General features: G+C 48.5%; 7 protein-coding genes. All 7 read left to right on the top strand.

Annotated features, from left to right (window positions below):
- Positions 1-4: 4 nt before the first annotated feature.
- The 7 genes from AACQ79_RS10610 (at position 5) to AACQ79_RS10580 (ending at position 24,567) form a co-directional block, all read left to right on the top strand.
- Complete coding sequence (locus AACQ79_RS10610; protein WP_170899071.1) at positions 5-1,273, top strand: MFS transporter; 1,269 nt, start codon at positions 5-7, stop codon at positions 1,271-1,273.
- 111 nt (positions 1,274-1,384) lie between these two features.
- Entirely contained in the window at positions 1,385-7,573 is a 6,189-nt protein-coding gene (locus AACQ79_RS10605; RefSeq protein ID WP_170899070.1) for a non-ribosomal peptide synthetase, read from the top strand.
- Positions 7,574-7,647: 74 nt separating this feature from the next.
- A complete protein-coding gene (locus AACQ79_RS10600; protein ID WP_170899069.1) occupies positions 7,648-19,569 on the top strand; it encodes a non-ribosomal peptide synthetase/type I polyketide synthase in 11,922 nt (3,973 codons plus the stop codon).
- Positions 19,556-20,656, top strand: coding sequence for a thiazolinyl imide reductase (locus tag AACQ79_RS10595; RefSeq protein ID WP_017046026.1), 1,101 nt, complete (start codon positions 19,556-19,558; stop codon positions 20,654-20,656). Before AACQ79_RS10600 ends, AACQ79_RS10595 begins: the two co-directional genes overlap by 14 nt.
- Positions 20,653-21,525 (top strand): thioesterase II family protein, encoded by an 873-nt coding sequence (locus AACQ79_RS10590; RefSeq protein ID WP_170899068.1) that lies wholly within the window; start codon positions 20,653-20,655, stop codon positions 21,523-21,525. The genes AACQ79_RS10595 and AACQ79_RS10590 overlap by 4 nt, the downstream gene beginning before the upstream one ends.
- Complete coding sequence (locus AACQ79_RS10585) at positions 21,518-22,912, top strand: salicylate synthase (protein ID WP_017046024.1); 1,395 nt, start codon at positions 21,518-21,520, stop codon at positions 22,910-22,912. Before AACQ79_RS10590 ends, AACQ79_RS10585 begins: the two co-directional genes overlap by 8 nt.
- Positions 22,909-24,567, top strand: coding sequence for a (2,3-dihydroxybenzoyl)adenylate synthase (locus AACQ79_RS10580; RefSeq protein WP_019281883.1), 1,659 nt, complete (start codon positions 22,909-22,911; stop codon positions 24,565-24,567). Before AACQ79_RS10585 ends, AACQ79_RS10580 begins: the two co-directional genes overlap by 4 nt.
- Positions 24,568-24,850: the final 283 nt, after the last annotated feature.

The following is a 24,850-nucleotide window of genomic DNA, read 5'->3' as shown; positions in this document are numbered from 1 at the left end:
TAGGATGAGTTTTCAAACAGCCAAACATTCCACGCTGAGCAAAGCTTCCTTGCTCAGTCTGTTAGCGGGGGTTTATACCACCCAAAGCCTGATTGGAATGTTTACACTGCAGGGTCTCCCTGCAGTGCTACGTTCAGAAGGTATCTCTACCTCTCAGATTGGGCTTTTCTACTTAGCTATGCTGCCGTGGGCCCTGAAATTTCTTTGGGCACCTTATGTGGAGAGCATTCGACAACAGGGCATCACTTTGACCCGTCACGCTTACCTGATTGGCTTGGCGCAAACCGGTATGCTACTGGTTTTAGGAGCCTTCTCATTTAACGCCGTGATCAGTGACCAAACGCTGTTGTTTGTTGGTGTACTCATATTGGCTTTACTCTCAACCTTTGCTGATATCACCACGGATGGCTTAGCAGTTGATGAGTTACCTGCCGATCAAAGACGTTTCGGCAATGTGATGCAAGTAGGTGGTGCTTATCTAGGAGCCGTGTTTGGTGGAGGCTTATTCATTTATCTCACTGCCAGTGTCAGTTGGCAAAATGCCATTCTACTGCTGATGGCGTTGCTCCTTTTCATGTCGCTACCAACTACCTCTTTATTTGGCAAACTGAAAACAGTGCAAAACCTTCATCATGAGCACCATCCATCTCTGAAAGCAGCCCTTACTAACCCCAAGGTAACTTTGGGTTTAGGATTAGTCGCGCTTTGCCAGTTAGGCACTCGGGGGGTGCAATCGATGATGATGCCCTTTTTATACGATCAAGGTATTGAACTGGAAGCACTTGGTCTGTTGGTTGCTGGTGGCGGTATTATCACCGCATTTATCGGGATAGGGCTAAGTGGTTGGTTGATGAAAAAAGTGAGCGCCATCAGCATTGTTCTCTTTTGTCTTGGGTTGGAGGCGTTGATATATAGTGGATTCACTTTCTATGCAGCACACATTATACCGCTAACCTATGGCCTAGAGGGGCTGTATGTACTCAATACGGTTCTGGTTGCCGCCAAATTTGTTGCTCTATATACCCTAATGATGGAATGGTCCTATGGTAATCAAGCAGGCGTTGATTTCTCTCTTTTCCAATCGATGGATATGTTGATCGCGATACTAATGGCGATGCTGTGTGGCTGGGTGATTGCTCAATTTGGTTACCAAGTTCATTACCTGCTGACATTCTCCGTTACTCTCTGCGCCCTACTGGCACTGTATCAATTTCACGCCTACCAGCTAAGGCTAGGCAATAAGGATATTTACCATGTCTCTGAACACGCTTAATTTCTAAACTTCGCCCGCGATAACGCGGGCTATTCCATTAACTTTCTGCATGATGACACGGTTCATCAGGCGGGAGAGTTTTGCCTAAAATTTGCCGGGGTATGATGTCTTATGTCAGAACAACACCTGATTTTATCCACCTTTCGAGAGGCAATTTGCCAATCATTAGGCCTCTCCATTGACACGATCAGTGCAACAGACAATCTGTTTGAGCTGGGGGTCGATTCAATGCTGATGATGCGTATGGTAAATCAATGCCGCAGAGCCGGATGCAAGCTCACCTTAAAAGAAATATACCAAAATCCAACATTGGCACAAATTGGTGAGCTTATTCAAAGCAAGCTCGCGGGTAATCTCACAGGTAATGCTGGCGCGGTCAGTGAACAACGCCAACCCAACTTGTTACCCACTATGAGAGAGGGAACACCCTTTGCAATGACCTCGGTACAACTGGCTTATTATATTGGCCGTGATCCGCAGCAAGCCTTAGGTGGCAATGGTTGTCATCTGTATCAGGAGTTTAATAGTGTCGGTCTTGAAACCTCCGCGCTTGAACAGGCACTGAATCAATTACGTCTACGCCATCCCATGCTCTGTGTGCATTTCCAAAATGATGGTACTCAATGCTGGAAAGCGCCTAGCGCCCCATACCATATTACGGTGCACGACTTACGTCATTTAACCGATGATGACGCTGAACAAGCCATGCTGACGCTTCGTGAACAATTGAGTCATCAAGTGTTGGATGTAGAACATGGGCAAACCTTCGATTTTCAGATTGCCTTACTCTCTCATGAGCGGCGGCGTCTGTATGTCAGCATTGATCTGCTGGTGATGGATGCTTCCAGCTTTAGCTTGTTTTTCAATGAGCTCTCGCTACTCTTACAAAACAAAACCTTGCCTACTCATACTTCCGATTATGATTTTTGCAGTTATTTGCAGCAGGAACAGCAAGAGTTTGCGGCGCAAAAGAAGGCTGCTAATGATTTTTGGCAAACGCAATCCCCCCTGCTGCCCCCTGCGCCCAACTTACCCTTAGTGCAGGACCCATCCTTAGTTAAAAAACCGACTTTCCATCGGCGTAAACATTGGTTAAATCCAACTCAGTGGCAACAACTGCAAACGCTCTGCGCCGCCAATCAGGTCACACCGACCATGACTCTTGCCACTTTGTTTGCAGCAGTATTGTCACGTTGGAGTGGGCAAAGCCAGTTGTTGCTTAACCTAACCTTATTTGACTGTCACCCATTTAACCAGCATGTCCAGCAGATGCTCGCGGACTTTACTAACATTCTGCTCTTACCGACCGAGATTAACCAAGCCAGTCTGGCTGAGCTTTGCCAAACCCAGCAACAACGTTTTGCTGAGATTTATGAACACCGTTTTGTGTCTGGCGTTGAGGTGTTGCGTGAGTTAAAACGCCATGGTAGCCATCCTTACGGAGCCCCTATCGTATTCACTAGTAATCTTAACCATTCACTATTTGGTGATGATACCCATAGCCCACTGGGTGAACTCGGTTGGGGAATTTCACAAACTCCACAAGTGTGGCTCGATTTTGTTGCATCTAAGCAAGGTGATGGTATTGCACTGCAATGGGATGGGGTGGATGAACTGTTTGCGCAAGGTCTACTGGATACGCTGTTTAGCACCTTTATTCAGTTGGTTGAGCATACACTACAAGGACAAGCAGCATGGCGGTCACCCTTACCAGACTTGCTTCCAACCAGCCAACGCCAAATCCGGGCTGAACGTAATCAGACCTCTAGTGAGCCGCCTCAGGGTTTACTGCATCAGCGAATTTTTGAGCAAGCGCAAGCCAACCCAAGCAACACCGCCCTTATCACTGCGGAACAAATCCTAAGTTATAACGATCTGGTAAGCCAAGCCAAACGGCTAGCCCAGACACTGCTCAACGCTGGAATGCAAAGTGGTGAGCATGTCGCCATCAGTATGGAAAAAGGGGTTGGACAAATCGTTGCCGTTTTGGCTATTTTGCACGCCGGTGGTGTTTATGTCCCTATTGCCCCTAATCAGCCTCTTAGCCGTCGTCAAGCGATTGAAGAGAGTGCTAATGTACGCATTGTGCTGCGCTGTGAGACCTGCGCGCAAAAGTTTGCATGGAGCTCAGCCACTCACATTGATTGGCAAACCCATGGCGATATTGCTCTTGAGACATCGCCATACTCATGTCAACCCGAGCAAGCGGCTTATATTATCTACACTTCCGGCTCAACCGGGACACCGAAAGGGGTGGTAGTCTCCCACCAATCTGCGCTCAATACTTGTCTTGATATCAACCAACGTCATCGTGTTTGCCATACCGATCGAATATTCGCCGTTGCTGCACTGCATTTTGACCTCTCGGTTTATGACATTTTCGGTGTGTTATCGGCCGGCGGAGCCTTAGTGCTACCTAAAGAGCAGCAAACTCGTGATCCTATGGCTTGGAATTCACTGGTCACGCAGCATAGTGTCACGCTTTGGAATAGTGTGCCTGCGCTGTTCGACATGTTCCTCACTTTTTGCGAGGGGATGAAATTCAACACACCGCAACAACTGAGAACAGTGATGCTCTCTGGTGATTGGATTGATCTCTCGCTACCCGGCCGCTACCGCTCTTTCCGTCCGCTCGGTACCTTCAGTGCCATGGGCGGCGCAACGGAGGCGGCGATTTGGTCAAACGAATATCTGGTTAATCACGTTGAACCACACTGGCGATCCATCCCTTATGGCTACCCATTGACCAATCAAGCTTATCGAGTGGTGGATGAGGCTGGCCGAGACTGCCCTGATTGGGTGCAAGGTGAACTTTGGATTGGGGGTCTTGGGGTTGCTCAAGGTTACTGGAATGATGAACCGCGAACAGCAACACAATTTGTTCATGCTGTTTGTCCAGATAGCCATCAAATCCAACGTTGGTATCGTACAGGAGATATGGGCTGTTATTGGCCTGACGGCACTCTTGAGTTCCTTGGCCGCAAGGATAACCAAGTCAAAGTGGGGGGGCATCGCATTGAGTTGGGAGAGATTGATGCAGCCTTGAATCGTATTCAAGGTGTGCGTCATGGCGTCACTCTGGCCACTGAGCTCGCCGGCAGCCGAGATAAACAACTGGAATGTGTGGTGGTGCTCGAAGGAACCACGCTCTGCTCGCAATTAAAATCCGACCCACGGCTGCCACAAGATTATGCAACACTTTTCGAAATGCAGCCTAATACCGACATTGAGGACACCGGATCTCAGGTTGCGGATTTCTTATCCTGGCATTTACTTCAGACGCTGCCTAATAGCCTGCAATCTCAACCTTTAGCCAAACTAGCCCAATCTTATGGTGTCTGTGCACCCTATTTAGAACTCTTTAAGCAGTGGTGGCAACTGCTGTGTTCTAGAGGTCAAGCCACCACAGAGCAACAAGGCGCTGAACACTACTATCAACTCGTTTCTCAATCTAGTGTACAACCACAGACCAGCGCACTTTGCACAAATTTTTCTCAAGTCAGCCCACTGCTGCAACAAATCATCACCGGCCAAGCGGCCCCTTCTGTGATACTGGAGACAGAACTTGCGCCTGAGGTGATGCTCTTCAAAACGCCAGCATTTCAGGCCTTGCTGTCACACACAATCAAGGCAATATCGAGCTTGGCAGAGCAACTGTGCAGACCAATAGTCTTGATTGAAACCGAAGCGCGCAGTGGCTTGTTGGCACAGCATATCTGCTCTGCGCTCGGTCCTGAAAAGGTGTATTACTATGCCTTAGACTCTTCATTAAGCTTCACCCAACGTGCCGCACAACGTTTACAACGTTTTAGCCATGTCACAATCCAACATGGTTCACTGACTCATCTGGATACACTTGCTGGTCAAGCTGACGTAGTGCTACTCAATAATGTGTTGCACCGCCAAACCAACCCTATTGACTATTTGCAACACATCACCGGATTACTTAAGCCGGAAGGCATGCTGTTGGTCAATGAGATGGCAAGCTTACCTGAGGCCAGTTTGATCAGTGCTCAGGTTTTACAGCAGGCCCCGACTCTTTTATCGGCCCAACAGCTCGCGACCCACTTTGCGCTCGCCAAACTGCATGTACAACACAGTCTGTTGGCGGCAGAGCAACGCCTTTATGTGCTCAGAAATCAGCATATCGTGCTCAGCCCGGATAGTAGCCAATTATCTGCCAAACTCAGTTCTCTCATACCAGCTTATATGGTGCCTAAACGCTTTACCTTTGTTGAATCTTTGCCACTCACTACAAATGGCAAAGTCGATAGAAAAGCGTTAATGGGATCCACTCGTGATACCCACCGTCAGGAAGAACAATCTCAACCCATTCGGACCACCAAAGAGCAAATCGTCGCCCAAGTCTGGCAGGCGTTATTTCATCGATCGGACTTACAAGCCGACAGTGATTTCTTCCTGATCGGAGGGGATAGTTTACTGGCAACGCGTTGTATGGGGGAATTAAGCAAACAGGGTTATCAAGCGGATTTAACCGCTCTGTTTAGCCATTCCACTTTGTCACAATTCGCCGCCAGCCTAATTGAAATGACGGCTGATGAATCAAGTCCGCTTGCTCCTTTAATCGCACAGCCCAGCCGGCGCTTTCTGCCTTTCCCAATGACGGAAGTGCAGCAAGCCTATTGGGTTGGCCGTCAGTCTGGTTTTGCTCTTGGAGAAATAAGCTCTCAATTCTTTATTGAGTTTCGAGTTGAACAACTGGATGCTGAGCGCTTTAACCAAGCGATGAATCGCTTAATCCAGCGCCACGATATGCTCCGTGCCGTAGTGCGTGATCATCAACAGCAAGTTTTGATTCAGGTTCCTGCTTTTACGCTGAGTTGTCATTTATTGGATGATATTGATGGTTTTCAAGCCAATGCCCTGCGTGATGCATTAGCCCATCAGGTAAAAAATAGTGCGCTATGGCCGCTGTTTACGGTTGAGGCGGTTAGCGCTTCCCACGGCGAGGCGCGAATTTTTGTCAATCTCGATAATATGATGCTCGATGGCTTGAGCATGCAGATCTTCTTTTCTGAGCTGCAAGCGCTCTACCACAATCCCGACCTTGCTTTACCAGAGCTTGCGATCACCTTTAGAGATTATGTTGAATGGCAGCAACAAGCGGTCACCAAGCAAACACGTTCAACGGCGAAAAAATATTGGCTGCAGCGCTTGGCCGATCTACCTGCGCCCCCGGCTTTGCCTCTTCAAAGTGATCCAAACCAGATTCACAAGCCTAAGTTTATTCGTGCCGCAGGCTCACTGTCTCCACAAGAGTGGCAAGCTTTGAAAAAGCTGGCCGCCAGACACCAAGTCACACCATCGGCTCTCTTGATCAATGCATACGCCAGTGTCCTCTCCGCTTGGAGCGACCAGCAAGCACTCACCCTCAACCTCACTTTATTTGATAGACCTGATGTCCATCCAAATATTGGGCAGATCATGGGCGATTTCACCACCCTACTGCTGCTCGCATGGCATCCTGATCAGCATTGGCTCGCGAGCCTGCAGCGCCTACAACACCAACTGGTCAACGATCTCAAACACAGCCAAGTTTCTGCGGTGTGGGTGATGCGTGAATTGGCGCGTCAGCAGCAGCGTACCAGTGCCACTATGCCTGTGGTGTTTACCAGCGCCTTGGGTACTTCTGAGCGCGATTTCCTCTCTGATTCGGGTTGGCTTAAACCGGTAGGAGGTCTATCACAAACCCCTCAGGTATGGTTGGATCACCAAGTCTATGAGTCCTCAGGACGACTCTGCCTCAACTGGGATGCCGTCGAGGAATTATTGCCTCAGCCCTTACTGGAACAGATGTTCAGCCAGTACCTCACTCTGTTGCAAACGCTGGCGACTCAACCAGAGTCTTGGTCACAGCCATTAAACTTGCTGGTTCCCGCACCGCAAGGGGTAACTCGATTGATTCCCAGCCCAAGCATGCTTGATAACCACGAAGCGATCTTGCCCCCAGTCGGCGGCGACCCGGTAACCATTTTAACCATTCGCGAACAGTTTCAGCAGATTGTGAATGTACCGATCAGCGAAAGAGAAAACTTCTTTGATGCGGGGGCTAACTCTTTGCAACTGGTTCAACTACACACCGCCTTACATTCACTGGCGATGCCGCTATCGGTTACCGACCTTTTTGCCTACCCCTCTCCGGCTTTACTCGCGGCTTGGTTATCGAAGGCGGAAAAGGTCGATAGCTCAAACGAAGCATTGAAAAGCAGGCAACAAAGAGTGAGCGATCGAAAAGCCAACCGTCGTCAACGAGCCACGTCATCCCCCCACATCGATTGACGTGAACAGAATCTATCAAATGCACAACAGGGTGGCGAAACTGACCACCCTGCAACTGAATTACGAGGATAACCATGAACACTCTCGACCCTTGCTTTGGCAACAGTGACCCCATCGCCGTCATTGGACTGGCTTGCCGCTTTCCGAAAGCACCAAATGCGGAGCAATTTTGGCACAACTTGGTGAATGGTATTTCTGGGCAAAGCTATTTTTCGGAACAAGAGCGACAAACGGCTGGAATAACCACTTCGCTCTCCGCGCAAGAGAACTTCGTGCCAAGCGGTGCCATTATTGATAATCCAGACTACTTTGATGCAAGCTTGTTTGGTTATTCGCCCACTGAAGCTCTCTCTATTGATCCCCAACAGCGGCTATTTTTACAGATAGTTTGGCATGCGCTTGAAGATGCAGGGTATGCCCCAAACGCCATTCAATCGAAAACTGGTGTCTTCGGCTCGATTCGTACCAGTACCTACCCCTCTTTTGCCGACTTTGATGTCACTCAAGTTGGCCAAGTCAAGGGGCTACAAGCCTTATTGGGTAACGATAAAGATTACCTTGCCACGCGAGTCGCCCATAAATTTAACTTAACGGGTCCTGCGTTTACTGTTCAAACGGCTTGTTCTAGCTCTTTGGTCGCCTGCCACCTCGCCTGCGAAAGTCTGCGTTCGGGGGAATGCGATATGGCGATTGCGGGTGGTGTCGCGGTGTCATTTCCTCAAAGCTCAGGCTACTTGTACCAACCCGGTATGATCTTTTCTCCAGATGGGTTGTGTCGCCCGTTTGATATTGATGCCAATGGTACTTTTGGTGGTCACGGGCTAGGCTGTGTGGTGCTCAAACGCTGGGAGGATGCGCGACGCGATGGTGATACTATTCTGGCGTTGTTACGTGGTAGTGCTATCAACAACGATGGTCAGGATAAAGTGGGGTTTACCGCTCCCTCGGTAAAAGGCCAAGCACAAGTGCTATCCGATGCCCTGCATTTGGCTGATGTATTACCCGATGAAGTGGGGATGATCGAGGCTCATGGTACAGGCACTAAACTCGGTGACCCTATCGAAGTGCGAGCCATCAAACAAGCTTATCAACGCAGCATTGAAGCAAAACCCTGCTTTTTGGGTTCAGTAAAAAGCGGACTCGGGCATCTGGACACAGCGGCAGGTATCGCCTCTTTAATCAAGACGGTGTTATCGGTATCGCGCCGCAAAATTCCGGCCTCACTCAACCTTTCTCAAGCTAACCCGGCTCTAGAGCTTACAGGTTCTGGTTTCCAGCTTGCGACCGCTACCATTGATTGGCCGAGCGAAACTCGCACTGCAGCGGTCTCTTCCTTTGGTATCGGTGGTACCAACTGCCATATGATTGTGCAATCGGCCCCTGAGCTGGCGGATCCTACGCCCCTCAATCCTCGATCCGAAAATGCAAAACTACTGATCTCCGCCAATAGTGAAACCTCGCTGCGCAAACTGGCCGGTGAATATGCCACACACTTAGAGCTGCCAACACACCACAGTGATATTGCTTACTCCGCCATGTTAAAGCGAGCATTAGATCTCCCCTATCGACTGGCAATTGATTGCAATTCTGCGGCAATTCAGGCCCTACGTGATTTCGCGCTAACAGGGCAAGCTGGCCGTGATTTACATGTTGGCCAGCCTTCAGCAACAAGCAAGGTGGTGTGGTGCTTTACTGGCCAAGGCAGCCAATGGGCCAATATGGGACAAGAGTTATATCACCGCAGCGCCGCATTTCGTGACAGCATCGAACTGAGTCAACAATATGCGCTCGGCAGCTTAGAAATACGGCTTACTGATGCGTTATTCGGTCACCGCACAGAATTACTCCAACGTACCGACTACGCACAATTAGCGATTGTCGCTTTTGAAATCGCGATGGCCGCTCACTGGCAAAGTAAAGGGTTTAGGCCAGATATGGTGATGGGCCATTCGGTAGGTGAATTTGCTGCTTGTGTGGTGTCAGGATACCTCACTCACCAACAAGCGATTGCGCTTGTCAGCGAACGAGGACGGCTGATGCACTTATGTGCGCAACGCCAAGCGGGCTCTATGTTAGCGATTTTCGCTAAGCCAAACACATTAGAGACGATACCGGCTTTGCGCGAACTCGATCTGGCCGCGCATAATGGCGCGCAGCATTGGGTATATTCTGGCCATCAACGGGATGTCGACAACGCGATTCTGGAACTTGATAAGCATGCCATTCGTTATAAAAAGTTAGACGTATCCTGCGCCGCACATTCACGCCTATTGGATGAAATGCTAGCGTCGTTTCATGAGTTTGCGGCTCCCATAACCGCAAAGCAAGGTACTATACCTCTGATTTCTAGTGTCACAGGACAGGTCGCCGATGATGCGGCATCGTTCAACGCTGAGTATTGGACCCGTCATGTCCGCGATACTGTACAATTCCAGCGTGCGATAGAGTCAGCCTTAGCCAAGCAGGCTAAGCTGTTGGTCGAAATGGGGCCAAGTGCACACCTCACAGCCATGGGGCAACGTGAAACATGGTCAACAGATTGTGTATGGCTAGGTACCTCTCACCCTAGCATCCCTACACAGCGTTTAGAAACTGAACTCTTAGCCGCTCTTTTTGTCGCGGGCTGCAATAATAAGTGGTCCGCGCTATTCGCGCTGCAGGGTCGACCTTGTCGATTGCCTCTGTATGTGTTCGATGAACAGAGATATTGGTATCAAACCCCCGATGTCAAAACAATCGAAACTGCACTGCCTAAACAAACCTTGAGTGTACCGCCACCCACCACAATCGCGGCTCTCTATCCGATACTGCGCTGTTGTGTGATCCGCGATTTGATTCACTCTTGTACGGCTCAGCCTCGTTTTACCCTGCGCGATCTGATCCGTGGGGGACGTTTGCTACCAAAACATCGAGATCTGATCACAACACTTTTGGACTCTTTACTTGAACACGGCTACTTGCAACAAGCGCATAAGTGTTATCAATTCACCGCCGTGCCTTTGCCAGCCACAGACGTGGTTGCACAATGGCTGCGTGATGCTTTGACCACCAACCAAGAGCCAGCGACAGTGCCATTGAGCGATATCCGAGCCTTGTGCGAGGCTCCGGCGCGCCTTAAACAAGTATTACGTTGTTATCACACTTCGCCACTGCAACTAAAAAAACAAGTGGCAGAAATAAAACAGCGTTTGCTCAGTCCACTGACTCCCTCTATTCAGCCAAACCTAGCAATACCATTCAGCAATCAAACGCAGTTGCTCTATGTAGACTGGGTAATTACACCAACAGAAACAGACTGGCATCAACTCATCACCCAGCATATGCCGAGTTTCGTACAAGAAGAGCGTAGTGACTGGTTGATTGTTGCAGCGCCGTCTCTTGACCCTAAAACAATAAAGCAACTGGTTGCACACAGAACGACTCAACTCTGGGGACAAGTCCAATACCAACTAAGAGGATGCTTAACTTCAGGAGAATGGGCTTGGATCGGTCAGATTCAAACCCCAAACTTTGATGATTCTCAACCACACGCGCTGTTACCAAGCCCCCATCAGCGCTATGAGTGGCAATGGCTGCCAGTCGCCGCGAGCCAAGCTAGGCTCAACGTTAGTGAGTCTGATCTCCAACAAGCACTACAGCGTCAAGGAGAGATTTACCGTGTCAATGAGACTGTCAGCCTGTTCGTATTGCCTGATGGTGAGCTTGTCGAGTGCGCTGAAAAAGTCATCCAATCACTAAGCGCTGATTTTACAACGCTGTATGTTTTGACCTCACAAGCCATGGCGACAGATGCAACGCAAAGTGTTGCTGCCGAAAAAGTGGCACTGATGTCTCTGCTGCGAGTTGCTCGCGCGGAACACAAACATCAAGGTATCTATCTACTTGATATTGAGCCGTCCTTTGAGAATGATCACCATCAAGCCCAGATTCTGAGTCAGTCTTTAAACTCTGCTCCTTTCCATCTAGCGACTGAGATAGCTTATCGCAACCACAGCTACTGGATACCTCAACTGGTGCACGCCAAAACCGTGCCCGACCTCATCCCTTCCTCTTGGTTTACGACTTCAGGTTGGCATCTTGTCACTGGAGGTATGGGGGGCATAGGCCGGCACATCATTAAATGGCTAGCACAATCCGGTGCCCGCCATATTGCGGTGATTGGACGACGAGAACCCAGCGATTGGCCTGAGTTTTGCCAAACCATAGCCAAATTCGGCTGTCAGGTGATGACCTTGCTTTGCGATGTGAGCCAAGAAGGGGAGCTGCAACGAATGCTTAATGATTGGCCGCGAACTTTGCCTATCATAGGTGCGTTTCATGCTGCGGGGACATCGCTAACAAGCCTCATCAATCAATGGGATCCTCAGCAATCTGCCCTACTTATTCAAACCAAATGCCGCGCTTTTGTCGCACTACACCAATGGCTTGAAGCACAAGAAGCCCAATATTTACTGGGTTTATCCTCTGCAGCTTCACTGGGTGCGGTTGGACAAGGTGCTTATGCGTTAGCCAATGCCTTCTTAGATGGCTATGCTCTCGCCCAACAGGGCAGCAGCCGTTGCCGCGTGATGAGTATTGGATGGGGAGCTTGGGATAGCATCGGAATGACCGCCGATTCAGCGCTTCTCGATACACTGGCCAAAGAAGGTATGCATACCTTAAACGTACAAGAAGGTTTGTGGCAGATCAGTCAGAGTCTGCTCAGTGGCGCTCCTTTCGTGCTGGCAATGAATATCGAACCTCAGCATGCTAATTTCCAGCCTTATCTTGACCCATTGAACACGGCAATAGATACAGTAGATACCATAGATTGCTTGGTATCACCCAAGCCGCTAACGCGTCCCACAGTGAGTGATGTAGGTCAATGGTTAACCGAACGACTTCGTTACCAATTGGGTATGAGTGACGATACACCAATCCGAGTCGATCAAGATTTACTGCAATTAGGTTTAGACTCTCTGCAATTTCTTGAGCTTAGTGCGGTTATTCAAAAACAGTTCGCAGTCAAGATCGATGCCGAACAAGCCTACCAAAACTTAACCATTTCAGGTTTGGTGGAAGCGATCGCTCGTGTCCCTGCTGCACCAGAATCGGATTCAATGCTCACACACTTTGTGAGCGATCCTCACAACCGCTATACCCCCTTCCCACTCACGCCTATTCAACACGCGTATTGGATTGGTCGTGAACCCTGGGTTCAATATGGCGGTATTGCCTGTCACGTCGTCTTTGAGTGGGATAAGGATCTTACCGAGTTTAACCCACAACAATTTGCAGCCGCTTGGAATGCCTTAATCAAGCGTCACGACATGCTGCGCATGACAGTCAATCATGCAGGAGAACAAGTTGTTCACGCTGAGGTTGACTATTTTCCGATTGTAGAGAGAGACTTACGTTCACTCTCAGAAGAAACACAACACGTTGAGCTTGAGCAAATACGCCAACAAATGCGTCATCAGGTACGGGCTGCGGATGTCTGGCCACTCTTTGATGTCAAACTCAGCCGTTTATCTGAGCACAAGGTGCGTTTGCACCTAAACCTCGACTTACTGCAGTTTGATGTACAAAGCTTCAAAATCATGATGGATGATTTAGCCACCGCCTATCAAGGCCAAGACTTGGAGCCTCTGCCGATCACTTTCCGTGACTACGTGATGCATGAGCAAACGTTACGCCATTCCGCCGAGTGGCAAAACTCATGGCACTACTGGCAACAAACGATCCCAACTCTGCCTAAAGCGCCTCAGTTGCCACTGAACCCGGATTATCAACACCATGATCCGGAATTTATTACCTTAGAAGGCCGCCTTAGCGACTCTGAATGGCAAACGCTAAAATCGGTTTGGCAACAATGGGGGGTAACCCCTTCAGCTGGCCTGCTGACCCTATTTGCGCATACCTTGGCCAATTGGACTGCAAGCCCTGATTTTACGTTGAACATGACGTTCTTTAACCGTCAACCTTTTCATGAGGCCGTCCAAGATCTGATTGGTGACTTCACCTCAGTCTTTCTAATGGATTTCCAACACGACTCAAGTACCGATTTGAAACAGCGTATCTTGCAAACCCAAAGCAAACTTTGGCAACGCTTAGGCCATAGTCAAGTCAATGGGGTTGAGGTGATCCGCGAACTAGCCAAACACTGGAAATCCTCCGGTCAGCTCAGTGAGCAAGAAGCGGCACTGCCGTTAACTCCGGTGGTATTTACTAGCATGCTGGGAATGTCGATGGATGGCATGGATATCGAACAAGCCATGACCCATTTACTGGGGAATCCGGTTTATGTTCTGAGTCAAACCCCACAAGTCTGGCTTGATCATCAAATCATGGAAATTGAAGGTGATTTGGCGTTCAACTGGTATTGCATGGCCGGCGTACTGGCGCCAGATCTGTTGGAAAACTTATTCAACCAATATCTAAGCTTGCTGCAGCAGTGTGCGGCAGACCCGCAGTTTTTCGAGCGATCATTGACTCAACCAGAGCCTCAGCATCACCTTCTGCCGCCTGATCACGTCATCGCCGAATCCACCCTTGATTGGCACAACATATCTCTCCCCGAAATTTCACCGCAGATTGTACAAGAGGTGACGCAAGCGTGGGCGCAGCTCGAGCATCGGGCACTGTGTGGGATCTGGGCAACATTACGCAATCACCAATTATTTACCTCGCCAGAGCAAACCCATCGCGCACCACAAATTATTCAACAACTTAAAGTAACCGATAAACATCATAAGCTTATCCAACTTTGGTTAGATCAGTTATGCCGAGAGGGCGTGCTGACGGAGAAGGACGGAGAGTATCGCTTCCAAGACGATTTCCCCAAAGCACCGGGGTTACCTTTGCCTCAACAAGCTTGGTGTCAGCGTTTGGATACTTATCTTGAGGATTGCCTCAAGCAACACCCGGCTTTGTTGAATGGTCGCCACTCTGCACTCGAGTTGCTATTTTCTGACCCAGCGATCACCGATAGCCTCTACCGTTGCAATCCATCACTGCAAATATTGAATTTAAGTGCCGCGCGTGCCATTTATGCCCTTGGCCAACAGCAGGCGCAAGGTTTGAATATACTTGAAGTCGGTGCTGGCACTGCAGCGACCACTCGAGAGGTATTAAGCCTCGCCTCTTCAAGGATTCGCCACTATCAGTTTACCGATGTGTCTCGTCTGTTCCTTCATGAAGCACGCGAACTATTATCTGAGTACCCACAGGTAAGCTATGGGCTATTTGATATTAATCAGCCCATTGATGAAGCACTAAAAATGGATGGTGGATATCAGGTTATTTTGGCCGTCAATGTTCTGCACGATGCCATCGATCTCACAAAATGTTTACAAGGTCTCCGCGCTCTTCTGGCCGATGATGGCTATTTGATTTTGATTGAGGCGACCGATCAACACAGCCCAATGCAGTTGGCGACGGTTGGATTTGTTGAAGGAATCAACGCATTCAATGATTTTCGTCAATCCAGTGGAAGTGGCATGCTGACACAACCTGCTTGGCTTGCCCTGCTGGCGGAACAAGGTTTAGAGCCACAGTTGAGCTATCCCAACAGTGAGGTATCGGCATTACGTCAGCATCTTATAGTAACCCAAAAACGTCCACAACATAGTCCGCAGACCTTAGGTCAGTCTGAGTCCTATCAGCAACAAATAGAACAAATAGAACAAATAGAACAAATAAAAAGTATATGGCAAACGTTTTTACATGGTGAGATTAACCACGACACCGATTTTTTCCTTGCCGGTGGTGACAGTTTAATGGCAACAAAGATGATCGTGGCACTACAACATGCGGGAATCAAACAAGCGAGCTTACAATCCTTGTTTGAGCATCCGAAATTCCAAGACTTCTGTTGCCAATTTGAGAGTGCCCCGTCTACTGCAACGACAACCGTTGAAACGGACATTATTGAGCCAAACACCACTCTTGAATCCCAAGATAATACAACACAACAGAAAAATGGCGTTTGCGTTCGACATTACCCACTCACACCGCTACAAAATGCCTACTGGCTTGGTGAAAATGCCTTGTTTTCCTTGGGAAATGGGGTTGCCCATTTCTATGCAGAGCTTGAAATTAAGCATCTTGATCGTCTGAGACTTACCCAAGCATGGAATCGACTGGTGCAATTACACGACCAGTTACGCGGTGAAATCAATGCTGGTCAATATCATATTCATCGCCAAGTACCAGAGTATCAACCACAGTTTCTCGACTTAAGCTCATGGGATGAACCACAAAAAACACGCTGGATTGATGAGGCAAGGACGCAGATCGCCGCCCACGGTGTAGCGACACATCAATGGCCTCTGTTTGATATCAGCATCCTGCAGGTAGACGGCGAAACCTCTTTGGTACATTTGGTACTCGATTTGGTCGTGGCTGATGGCAAAAGCCTCAATACTCTATTTCAACAATGGTTTGCACTGTATGACGATCTGAGTATCGAATTAGCATTGCCAACGATGAGTATCGACAACTATCTCCTTGAGCTTGAACAGCTCAAACAGTCAGAGCCTTACCAACAAGCTCAAGCTTACTGGCTTGACCGAGTACCGACACTACCAGAAGCTCCAGCACTGCCGTTAGCGGATAAACGCTCAGAGCATTTAGCACAAAGTGTACTCACTCACCACCTCAGTGCTGAACAGTGGAGTCAGATCCAAGCCGTCTCATTTGCCCATAATTTATTGCCGTCAATGAGTATGCTGTCCACATTTTGCCTTGTGATCAGCCATTGGAGTGCCCAGAAGCATTTTGCCATCAATATACTGCACAGTAACCGTCCGGCTATGCTGCCTCAATCCGCCGACGTCATTGGCAACCTTTCAACCACATCCATGCTTGAAGTAAGAACCCAACCCGGTTCATTGCTCGCGTTTGTTGAGCAAATTCAACAGCAGATGGCCGATGATATGGCACATTCCTTATTTGATGGTCAATCGGTGTTAACTGAAAAAAACCGTCATAATTATAATCTCAATGCAGGCATGCCAGTGGTGTTTAACGACACCTTATCGGTTGGGCAACATAGACCATTACCCTATGGCAAGCTCAATGCCTTTGGTGCACAAACCCCCCATGTTTACCTTGACAGTATGTTGATTCCGTCACCATGCGGCGGCGTTATCATCAAATGGACGATTCAAGAAAACTACTTAAAAAGCGGTGTCTTTGAAGCCATGTTTGCCGCTTATACCCACACGTTAGAAACGCTTACAAGCCGAGACTGGCAACTGCCTCTCGCCCTAGAACTCCCCTCTGCACAGCAGCAGAAGCGTGATCAAGTTAATGCGACACAAGGTGAACTCAAATTGGTTTTAGACAACCAAACTACGGCTTGCGTGGCGACATTGTGCGATTTAGTAAGGTTCGGTGTGGAACAGCACCCACAGCGAATTGCGATTGAGCAAGGCGAACTAGAACTGACTTATCAAACACTTTGGTTTTCCGCTCAGCACTTAGCTGCGCAGCTTATCGAACAACAAGATGATGCACCATTAGTGGCGGTTGTGATGAACAAAGGATGGCAACAGGTAGTCGCTGTTCTCGCCATTCTGTTGGCAGGGAAAGCTTATATGCCCATTGATGGCGCTTATCCTGAACCTCGTATCCAAGCTCTGCTTAAACAAGGAGCAGTCTCAACCATTATCAGCGATAGCTCTGAGCCTTGCCGCACCGATGACTATCGAGTTCTAATCCCTGCGTTAATGACAGAAGCCAAAGTACATTTTATCCCCGTGGCAAACCAACCAACCGATCTGGCTTACGTCATTTTCACCTCCGGCTCCACTGGCCAACCTAAAGGGGTAATGATGGAGCATGGTGCCGTAATCAATACCCTGCTCGATATTAACCAGCGTATTGCACTCGATCATCGTGACCGAGTATTGGCGATTTCCTCTCTCAATTTTGATCTCTCTGTGTTTGATATTTTCTCCACCCTAAGCTGTGGGGCAAGATTGGTAATACCACAGACATCGCCAAGTCAAGATCCTGAAGCACTGCTGCATTTAGCTCAGCAGTCAGCGATTACGGTGTGGAATAGTGTGCCAGCCTTCGCACAGTTATTGGTAGATTTACTAGAAAATCGCTCAAATCCGCTGCCCCATTTACGTCAAATCATGATGAGTGGCGACTGGATACCCGTCAACTTACCAGACCGACTGAATACCCTTATGCCTCAGGCTAAATTGCTCAGCTTAGGTGGTGCTACCGAGGCCGCCATTTGGTCTATCTGCTATCCGATTGAGAAAAGCTATGCCACACACACCAGTATTCCCTATGGAAAACCGCTCACTCATCAACAATTTTATGTGCTCGATGAACAGCTCAATCCTTGTGCAGATTGGGTTACAGGAGAGCTGTACATTGGTGGATTTGGTCTCGCTCGCGGCTATTGGCATGATCAAGAAAAAACCGACCTCGCTTTTATCGAACATCCAACTCTTGGCCAGCGCTTGTATAAAACGGGGGATTTAGGCCGCTATTTACCGGATGGTAACATTGAGTTTCTGGGCAGAAACGATCAACAAGTCAAAATTAACGGTTATCGTATTGAGCTTGGTGAAGTGGAAAATGCTCTACGTCAGTGTGCACTCAACGCGAGCGGAATAGACATCCTAGATGCCATCGTTCAGCCAGACAGAACGGCGCAAAATGGTGCACGTTTAGTGGCTTATATTCAGTACGCCCCCCACAGTCGACGTGATAATCAGGCTTTACTGGATCATGCTCGCCGACTGTTGCCCCAGTACTTATGTCCAAGCCAGATCATAACCTTAGAGCACCTTCCATTGACGGCTAACGGTAAGGTGGATCGTTCTGCACTACCGCGCCCAGATGCCCATCTTGCCGCAGAACAATTACGCATGCCGCACTCACAGCAGGAACAACTTCTGGCTCAGATCTGGTCTGAATGCCTTAATTTCGCCCCTATTCCAGCCAATCAGAGCTTTTTCGATCTAGGCGGAAATTCATTGATCGCCGTGCGCTTACTTAACCAAATCAATCACCGTTTAAACCTTGCTCTCAGCGCAGGGCAGTTACAAACCCATGATACGGTTGAGCGCCTCGCCACCTTGCTGACAGAGCAAACCCAACCGCTCCATCATGCACCGGTAAAACTCTCATCAAATGGCAGTAACCGAACCAGTACACTCTTTATTGTGCATCCGATTGGCGGACACTTATTGAGCTATCAGGCATTAGCTAAAGAGCTCAACCAGATCACTTTGTATGGACTTGCCTACCCAGATCGGCACGATAAATCTGCGCCAAAAACCGACATTGTGGCTTTAGCCGCACACTATCTATCTATGATTCGCCACGTACAGCCAACTGGCCCTTACCAGATGGCAGGTTGGTCATTTGGCGGAATAGTGGCTTTTGAAATGGCTCGACAACTCATGGAACAGGGCGAAGAGGTCAGCCACTGCATCTTGATTGATAGTTATAAACCAAGCCAAAACCCAAATCAGCGATTAACCGAGGCGTCGATCCGCCAATACTTCTACGCGGATTGTATTGGCCGATTCCCGGCGCTGAAAGAGCATGTGATTTCGAACTTCGAATCAGAGACGCAATTTTGCGCAGAGCTTGCCAAGGCATTTTTAGAGACAGGATCAGGCTTATTAGACAGTGCAAGTTTTGCTGAGTTGCTAGCAATCTATCAGCAAAACTTGCGTGCCATGCTCGACTATCAGCCACCTTATTTGGAGACGCTCCCCGTCACACTTTATAGCGCACAAAACCATTCACAGCTTGATTTTATGCGCTACCAACATCCTGAGATGGCAAAACGCCGCTGCCATGGTTGGAGTGATTGCTGTCATCCCATCATTCATCGCATGCAGGGAGATCACTACACCCTACTACAACAACCTCATGTGAAAACACTGGCGCACGAGATCTCTACTTTGCTCGGTCACCCTTCACATTCAATAAATTCGTTCCACCAACAAAACGTAAAAGAGCTAGAAAATGAAGAGTCGTAAGAAAGTCATTATCGTTGGGGCTAAATTTGGCGAACTGTACCTAAATGCCTTTATCGAATCTCATCCCGATCTCGAACTGGCAGGGATTCTGTCCCAAGGTAGCCTGCGTTCAAAGAATCTGGCCACTGCCTTTGGTATACCACTGTATGAAAAGGTGTCACAGTTGCCTCAGGATATTGCTATTGCCTGCGTGGTTGTTCGCGCCTCCGTTATCGGTGGGGGCGGTAACGTATTGGTCGAAGAGCTGCTCAAACGTCATATTCATGTTTTGCAAGAGCATCCCGTGTCGGCGAAAGAATTACAACGGCATCATGCGCTTGCAGAGCAATGTGGAGTCCAATACCGAGTCAACAGTTTCTATAGTTCGTCTCAAGCGGGGCAAACCATGATTTCAAGCGCACAGCAAGTCTCATTGCAAATGCGCCAGCCCGCCAGCTACGGCAATATTACGACAAGTCGGCAGTTGCTTTACTCAACATTGGATTTACTGCTGTTGGCATTAGGCCGCGATGGCAAAATTCAACCTATAAAATTAGGCAAACAACACCTTTTTGATCTGATTAGTCTTCAATCTCCTCACGGTGATTATCTGTTGCAGTTACAAAACTATCTGGATCCACAAGATCCAGATATGCACAGCCTCGCCATGCATCGTCTTATGTTAGGGTGGGAATCTGGCTATCTTTCGATGGTTGATAGCTATGGCCCGATACATTGGACACCAGCGCTTCATGCCGAAAAGCACCAGAATAACCAGCAAAGCCTGTATCAGGTCGTCAGCCTCGCTGAAGGAGACTATCTCAATCAACCGACTACGCAGACACTTTACGACCAACCTTGTCTCGTTAAAGATCTGTTTGAAGAATTCGGACCTGAAGGGGTATGCAACACTTTAGAGCAGTTTTGCCGTTTAATTGATGGGCAAGACACCGCGCCATTGTTGCTTATCTGTCACCAACTCAAGGTTGCTCAACTGTGGGAAGACATTCTCACATTATGTGGACAACCCCAAGAAAGGACCATGACTCCACCACCACGAATTTCATTTCGATTCAATCGCGCAGTGACCAAAGAGGTGGAGATATGAATCAGGTGTTCAAAACACTTTATCAGAATGGTGCCCAACCTCGTGAAATATGGATTATTTGTCCTTTTGCTGGAGGCAGTTTAAGTGCATTTAAAACATGGATGTCACTTGACTGCAATGCACTAGCAAAAGAAACGCTGGTACTGCTGGCCACTTACCCCGGCAGAGATCATCGAATGCGAGAGCGCCCCCTTACGAGTATTGAAGTAATAGCAGAGGATGTTGCTGAGGGATTGAGGACTTGGATAGCGGATCAAACCTTCATTAAAGAGACTCGAATAATACTCTGTGGACATAGCATGGGGGCACAAGTGGCCTATGAAGTATGTCATCGATTTGAGAGCAGTTTTGGAGCCCTATCACCGATCAAAAATCTGATCCTTTCTGCCTGTCATGCCCCGAATTTAAGCAGTCGAAGACGATTGAGCCAACTCAATGATGATGACTTTATTGACCAACTGATCGCGATTGGCAGCGGCAGTCCGATACTCAAGCAGCACCCTGAACTACTCCCGCTGTTTCTACCCATGTTGAGAGCGGATTTTTTAGCCACAGAGTGCTACCACCAACAAGTTAACTACCACCAACAAGTTACAGCATCGAAATGTCTACAGTACACCCCATGCACACTCGTGTTTGGCGAACATGACCCTGAAGCTTGGGAGTCCGAAGTCGCTGCATGGCAACCATGGTTGATGCCAATCGATGACAAACCAACACTGATAGCCATATCAGGCGACCACTTTTACATCACAGCAACCCCTGAACACTTTCTCAGCAAGATTAGCGAACCAACAGTAACAAGGTCGGAGCATCGACCAACAACCTTAATAAATTACTCTCACGTTTCTGGAGAACAACATGGCTAACATTCATACGGCATATTTACATTCTTTGGTATTGCAACATCAATGTCATCCACTCCAACTCGTTGCCGAACTGACCTCGGCCTCTTTCTGTCATGAATATCTGGTCTATGAGCATGAGAATGAATGGGCGATCGGCATCAATAAACGACTGCAATTAACCGTCAACCATAGAAGCGAAGTTTGTGACTTTGAAGGAAAGGTCGCACAGGTAAACCCTCATCATCTGTGTCAATATATTCATCGTGCAACCCAAACTCTGAGTGGAGAGGACTGGCGACTCTTCGGCCGCGCTGATTTTGAATTCAGTCGCTTCGCTCACGATTTACCACAACAAGAGTGCCAACATCCACTGCTGGAACTGTTTGTAGCCGAAACCGAATTACGCATTACGGCCACTCACGTTATCATCCGTACCTTTGAAAGCTCAGTACTTGCGCAAATTCAAGCCATCATTACCCGGGTATCATGCTTACCTGCGCCATTGCCTCTGCAAGGGCAGCCCTGCTCTCAACAGGATATTGTTGGTGGCATTGAAGTGAAACATCACTATCAGCAGGCAGTCGATTTAGCCGTCAATGAAATCAAAGCCAACCAATACAAGAAAGTGATTTTATCTCGGCCAGCCATACTGCCGTTTAATATCGACATAACCAAAAGCTTTATTAACGGTAGAATGAACAACACGCCAGCTCGCTCTTTCATGCTCAAGCTAAATAACATGCAAGCATTTGGTTTCTCACCAGAAACAGTCTTAGAAGTCGATGAGCGGGGGACCTTGAGCACCCAACCTTTGGCCGGAACACGCTTACTACCCCAAGATAAAACCGACGCAGCAAGGCTAAAGAACGAACTGCTTAACGATCCTAAAGAAATTGCCGAACATGCCGCTTCCGTCAAGCTGGCTATCGAAGAGCTCGAACAGGTTTGTGATCCCTCAAGCGTTCATGTGTCTGAATTTATGACCGTATCAGAAAGAGGTAGCGTGCAACATTTAGCATCGCGAGTAAAAGGTCAGCTCGCCACAGACAAATCCGCATGGGATGCATTCCGAGTCCTCTTTCCTTCCATCACTGCCTCTGGCATTCCTAAACGTGAGGCGGTTGCCGCGATTGCTCGTTTTGAGAAACAACCCAGAAAACTGTACAGCGGTAGCGTATTCATTACAGACCGCAATGGATTTTTCGATGCGGCTTTGGTGTTAAGGGCGGGATACAAAACGGGTTCTGTTTCTCTGCTTCAAGCCGGAGCTGGCATTATCAGTTTGTCTAATCCTCAACGAGAATGGGAAGAAACTTGTGAAAAAATGGCCTGTGTACTCAATCATTTAGTCCTTGAAACCAGCGATGCACAGAACTCATCTTCCTTAATCAGTGAGGCAGTCGCATGAAAAACCGGCCAATGACAGCAGATTTACTCCGAGGCTTTATCGGCTACCAAACCGCACAAGCGATGCGTTATCAGCAAGCAGGACTTTGGGAAGACGCACCGCTTTGGTGCCTATTAACTCAAGGTGTTGAACAATACGGTGAGCAGATTGCCGTGCTAGATGAGCATCATCAGCTAACTTATCAAGCACTGCTAAACGCTGCGGATGGTATCGCGCATCGTTTGATAACCGATGGAATGCAAGTGGGTGAGCGCGTGGTGATCCAACTCTCAAATACTTGCCGTTTGCCAATCGCTCTTTTTGCCACTCTACGAGCTGGTTTAGTACCTATTTTGGCGCTGCCTGCTCATGGGCTTTCTGAAATCAAACACTTGGCTCAGCTCGGCGATGCCAAAGCGTATATTAGTGAAGAAATTCAAGGTGCGGCGTTGGCAAATAACTTAATAGCCAACTGCCAAGGCTTACAGCAGGTTTATCTGTTTGGTGAGCACGGTAACCACCATTCTCTTAATAATATTCAGCTTCACTCACCACTGATAGCTCCTACCATAAATCCAGGCCACCCTGCCCTATTTCTGGTATCTGGTGGCACGACAGGACTACCCAAGCTTATCCCTCGCACCCACAACGATTACCTGTTCAATATTCGTTGTTGCTGTCAGGCAAGTGAGATAAATGAGCGGGATGTTTATCTTGCCGTGCTGCCAGCTGCACACAATTTCACACTCGGCTGCCCGGGCTTTTTAGGGGTGCTCGCCAAAGGTGGAAAGGTCGTGTTTACCCAACACGCGGGGCCAGACCACTGTTTTGAGTTAATTGAACAGCACCAAATCAGCGCCACCGCTTTGGTGCCATCCTTAGCTCAATTATGGACAGAAGCCACACAATGGGAAGAAAGCGATCTTTCAAGCCTACGCTTGATACAAGTTGGAGGCTCGAAACTGGCCTACACTGATGCTTTAGCCATTCAAAAAGCCTTCCCTAATGCCCTACAACAAGTATTTGGTATGGCGGAAGGCCTTATCTGTTGCACTCGCTTGGGCGATCATCCTGAAATTATTGCGTCTCGACAAGGTCGTCCAGTCTGTGCACTCGATGAAATTCGAGTAGTCGACCCTCAAGGTTATCCCGTTGGCGAGGGAGAAGAAGGCGAATTGCTGACGCGAGGCCCCTATACCTTGCGTGGTTACTACCGAGCGAATGAACACAATCAAAAGGCTTTCACTCCAGATGGTTTTTATTGCAGTGGTGATAAAGTGCGCATGGATAGCGACCAATATCTCACCGTGACCGGGCGGATTAAAGATGTGGTCAATCGAGCTGGGGAATGTATTGCTACGGATGAAATTGAAGAGCATTTATTAGCTCATCCTCAAGTAGCGCAGGTCGCAGTGGTTGCAGTACCCGACTCTTATTTAGGCGAGCGGATCGGTGTCGCACTCATCTCCAAAGACTCTAGATTGACATTACAAGCACTCCGTCAGTTTTTAAAAGAGCGTAATCTCGCCTCATTTAAGCTTCCTGATGAACTGCACATCGTCAGCCATCTACCCAAAACCGCCGTCGGAAAAATAGATAAAAAAGCGATTTTAGGCCCCAGTGGGAAACCGTGGATGCTGGATATTCAGACTGGCTATAATACCATTCCGACCTGAAGCTGAAGCAGTGTTGGCTACGTTCGTTCACCCCAATCATCGAGTCGGTCGAGACTCATGGGGATGCATTCATTCGCCAACACGCAGAAACAGCCTTTCATCCTTCTGCTCTTGTTAAATAGGCGAGGATGACATGGTAGTCGTCGATGGAGAAGACAGTAAAGCAGCTAATTGTTGATATAGCCAAACAACTTGAAATCGCAGGCTAGCGGTAAATGAGTGAGTCCCCAATCACAGCAATAGACCATGTGATTGGGGCGAAAAAACTCAGCCAAGATGGCGG

The organism is Vibrio sp. 3-2(1), from assembly GCF_963887575.1.
Classification (GTDB): domain Bacteria; phylum Pseudomonadota; class Gammaproteobacteria; order Enterobacterales; family Vibrionaceae; genus Vibrio; species Vibrio anguillarum.
Note: the sequence above shows the minus strand (reverse complement) of the source record. Positions and strands in the feature narration are given on the sequence as shown.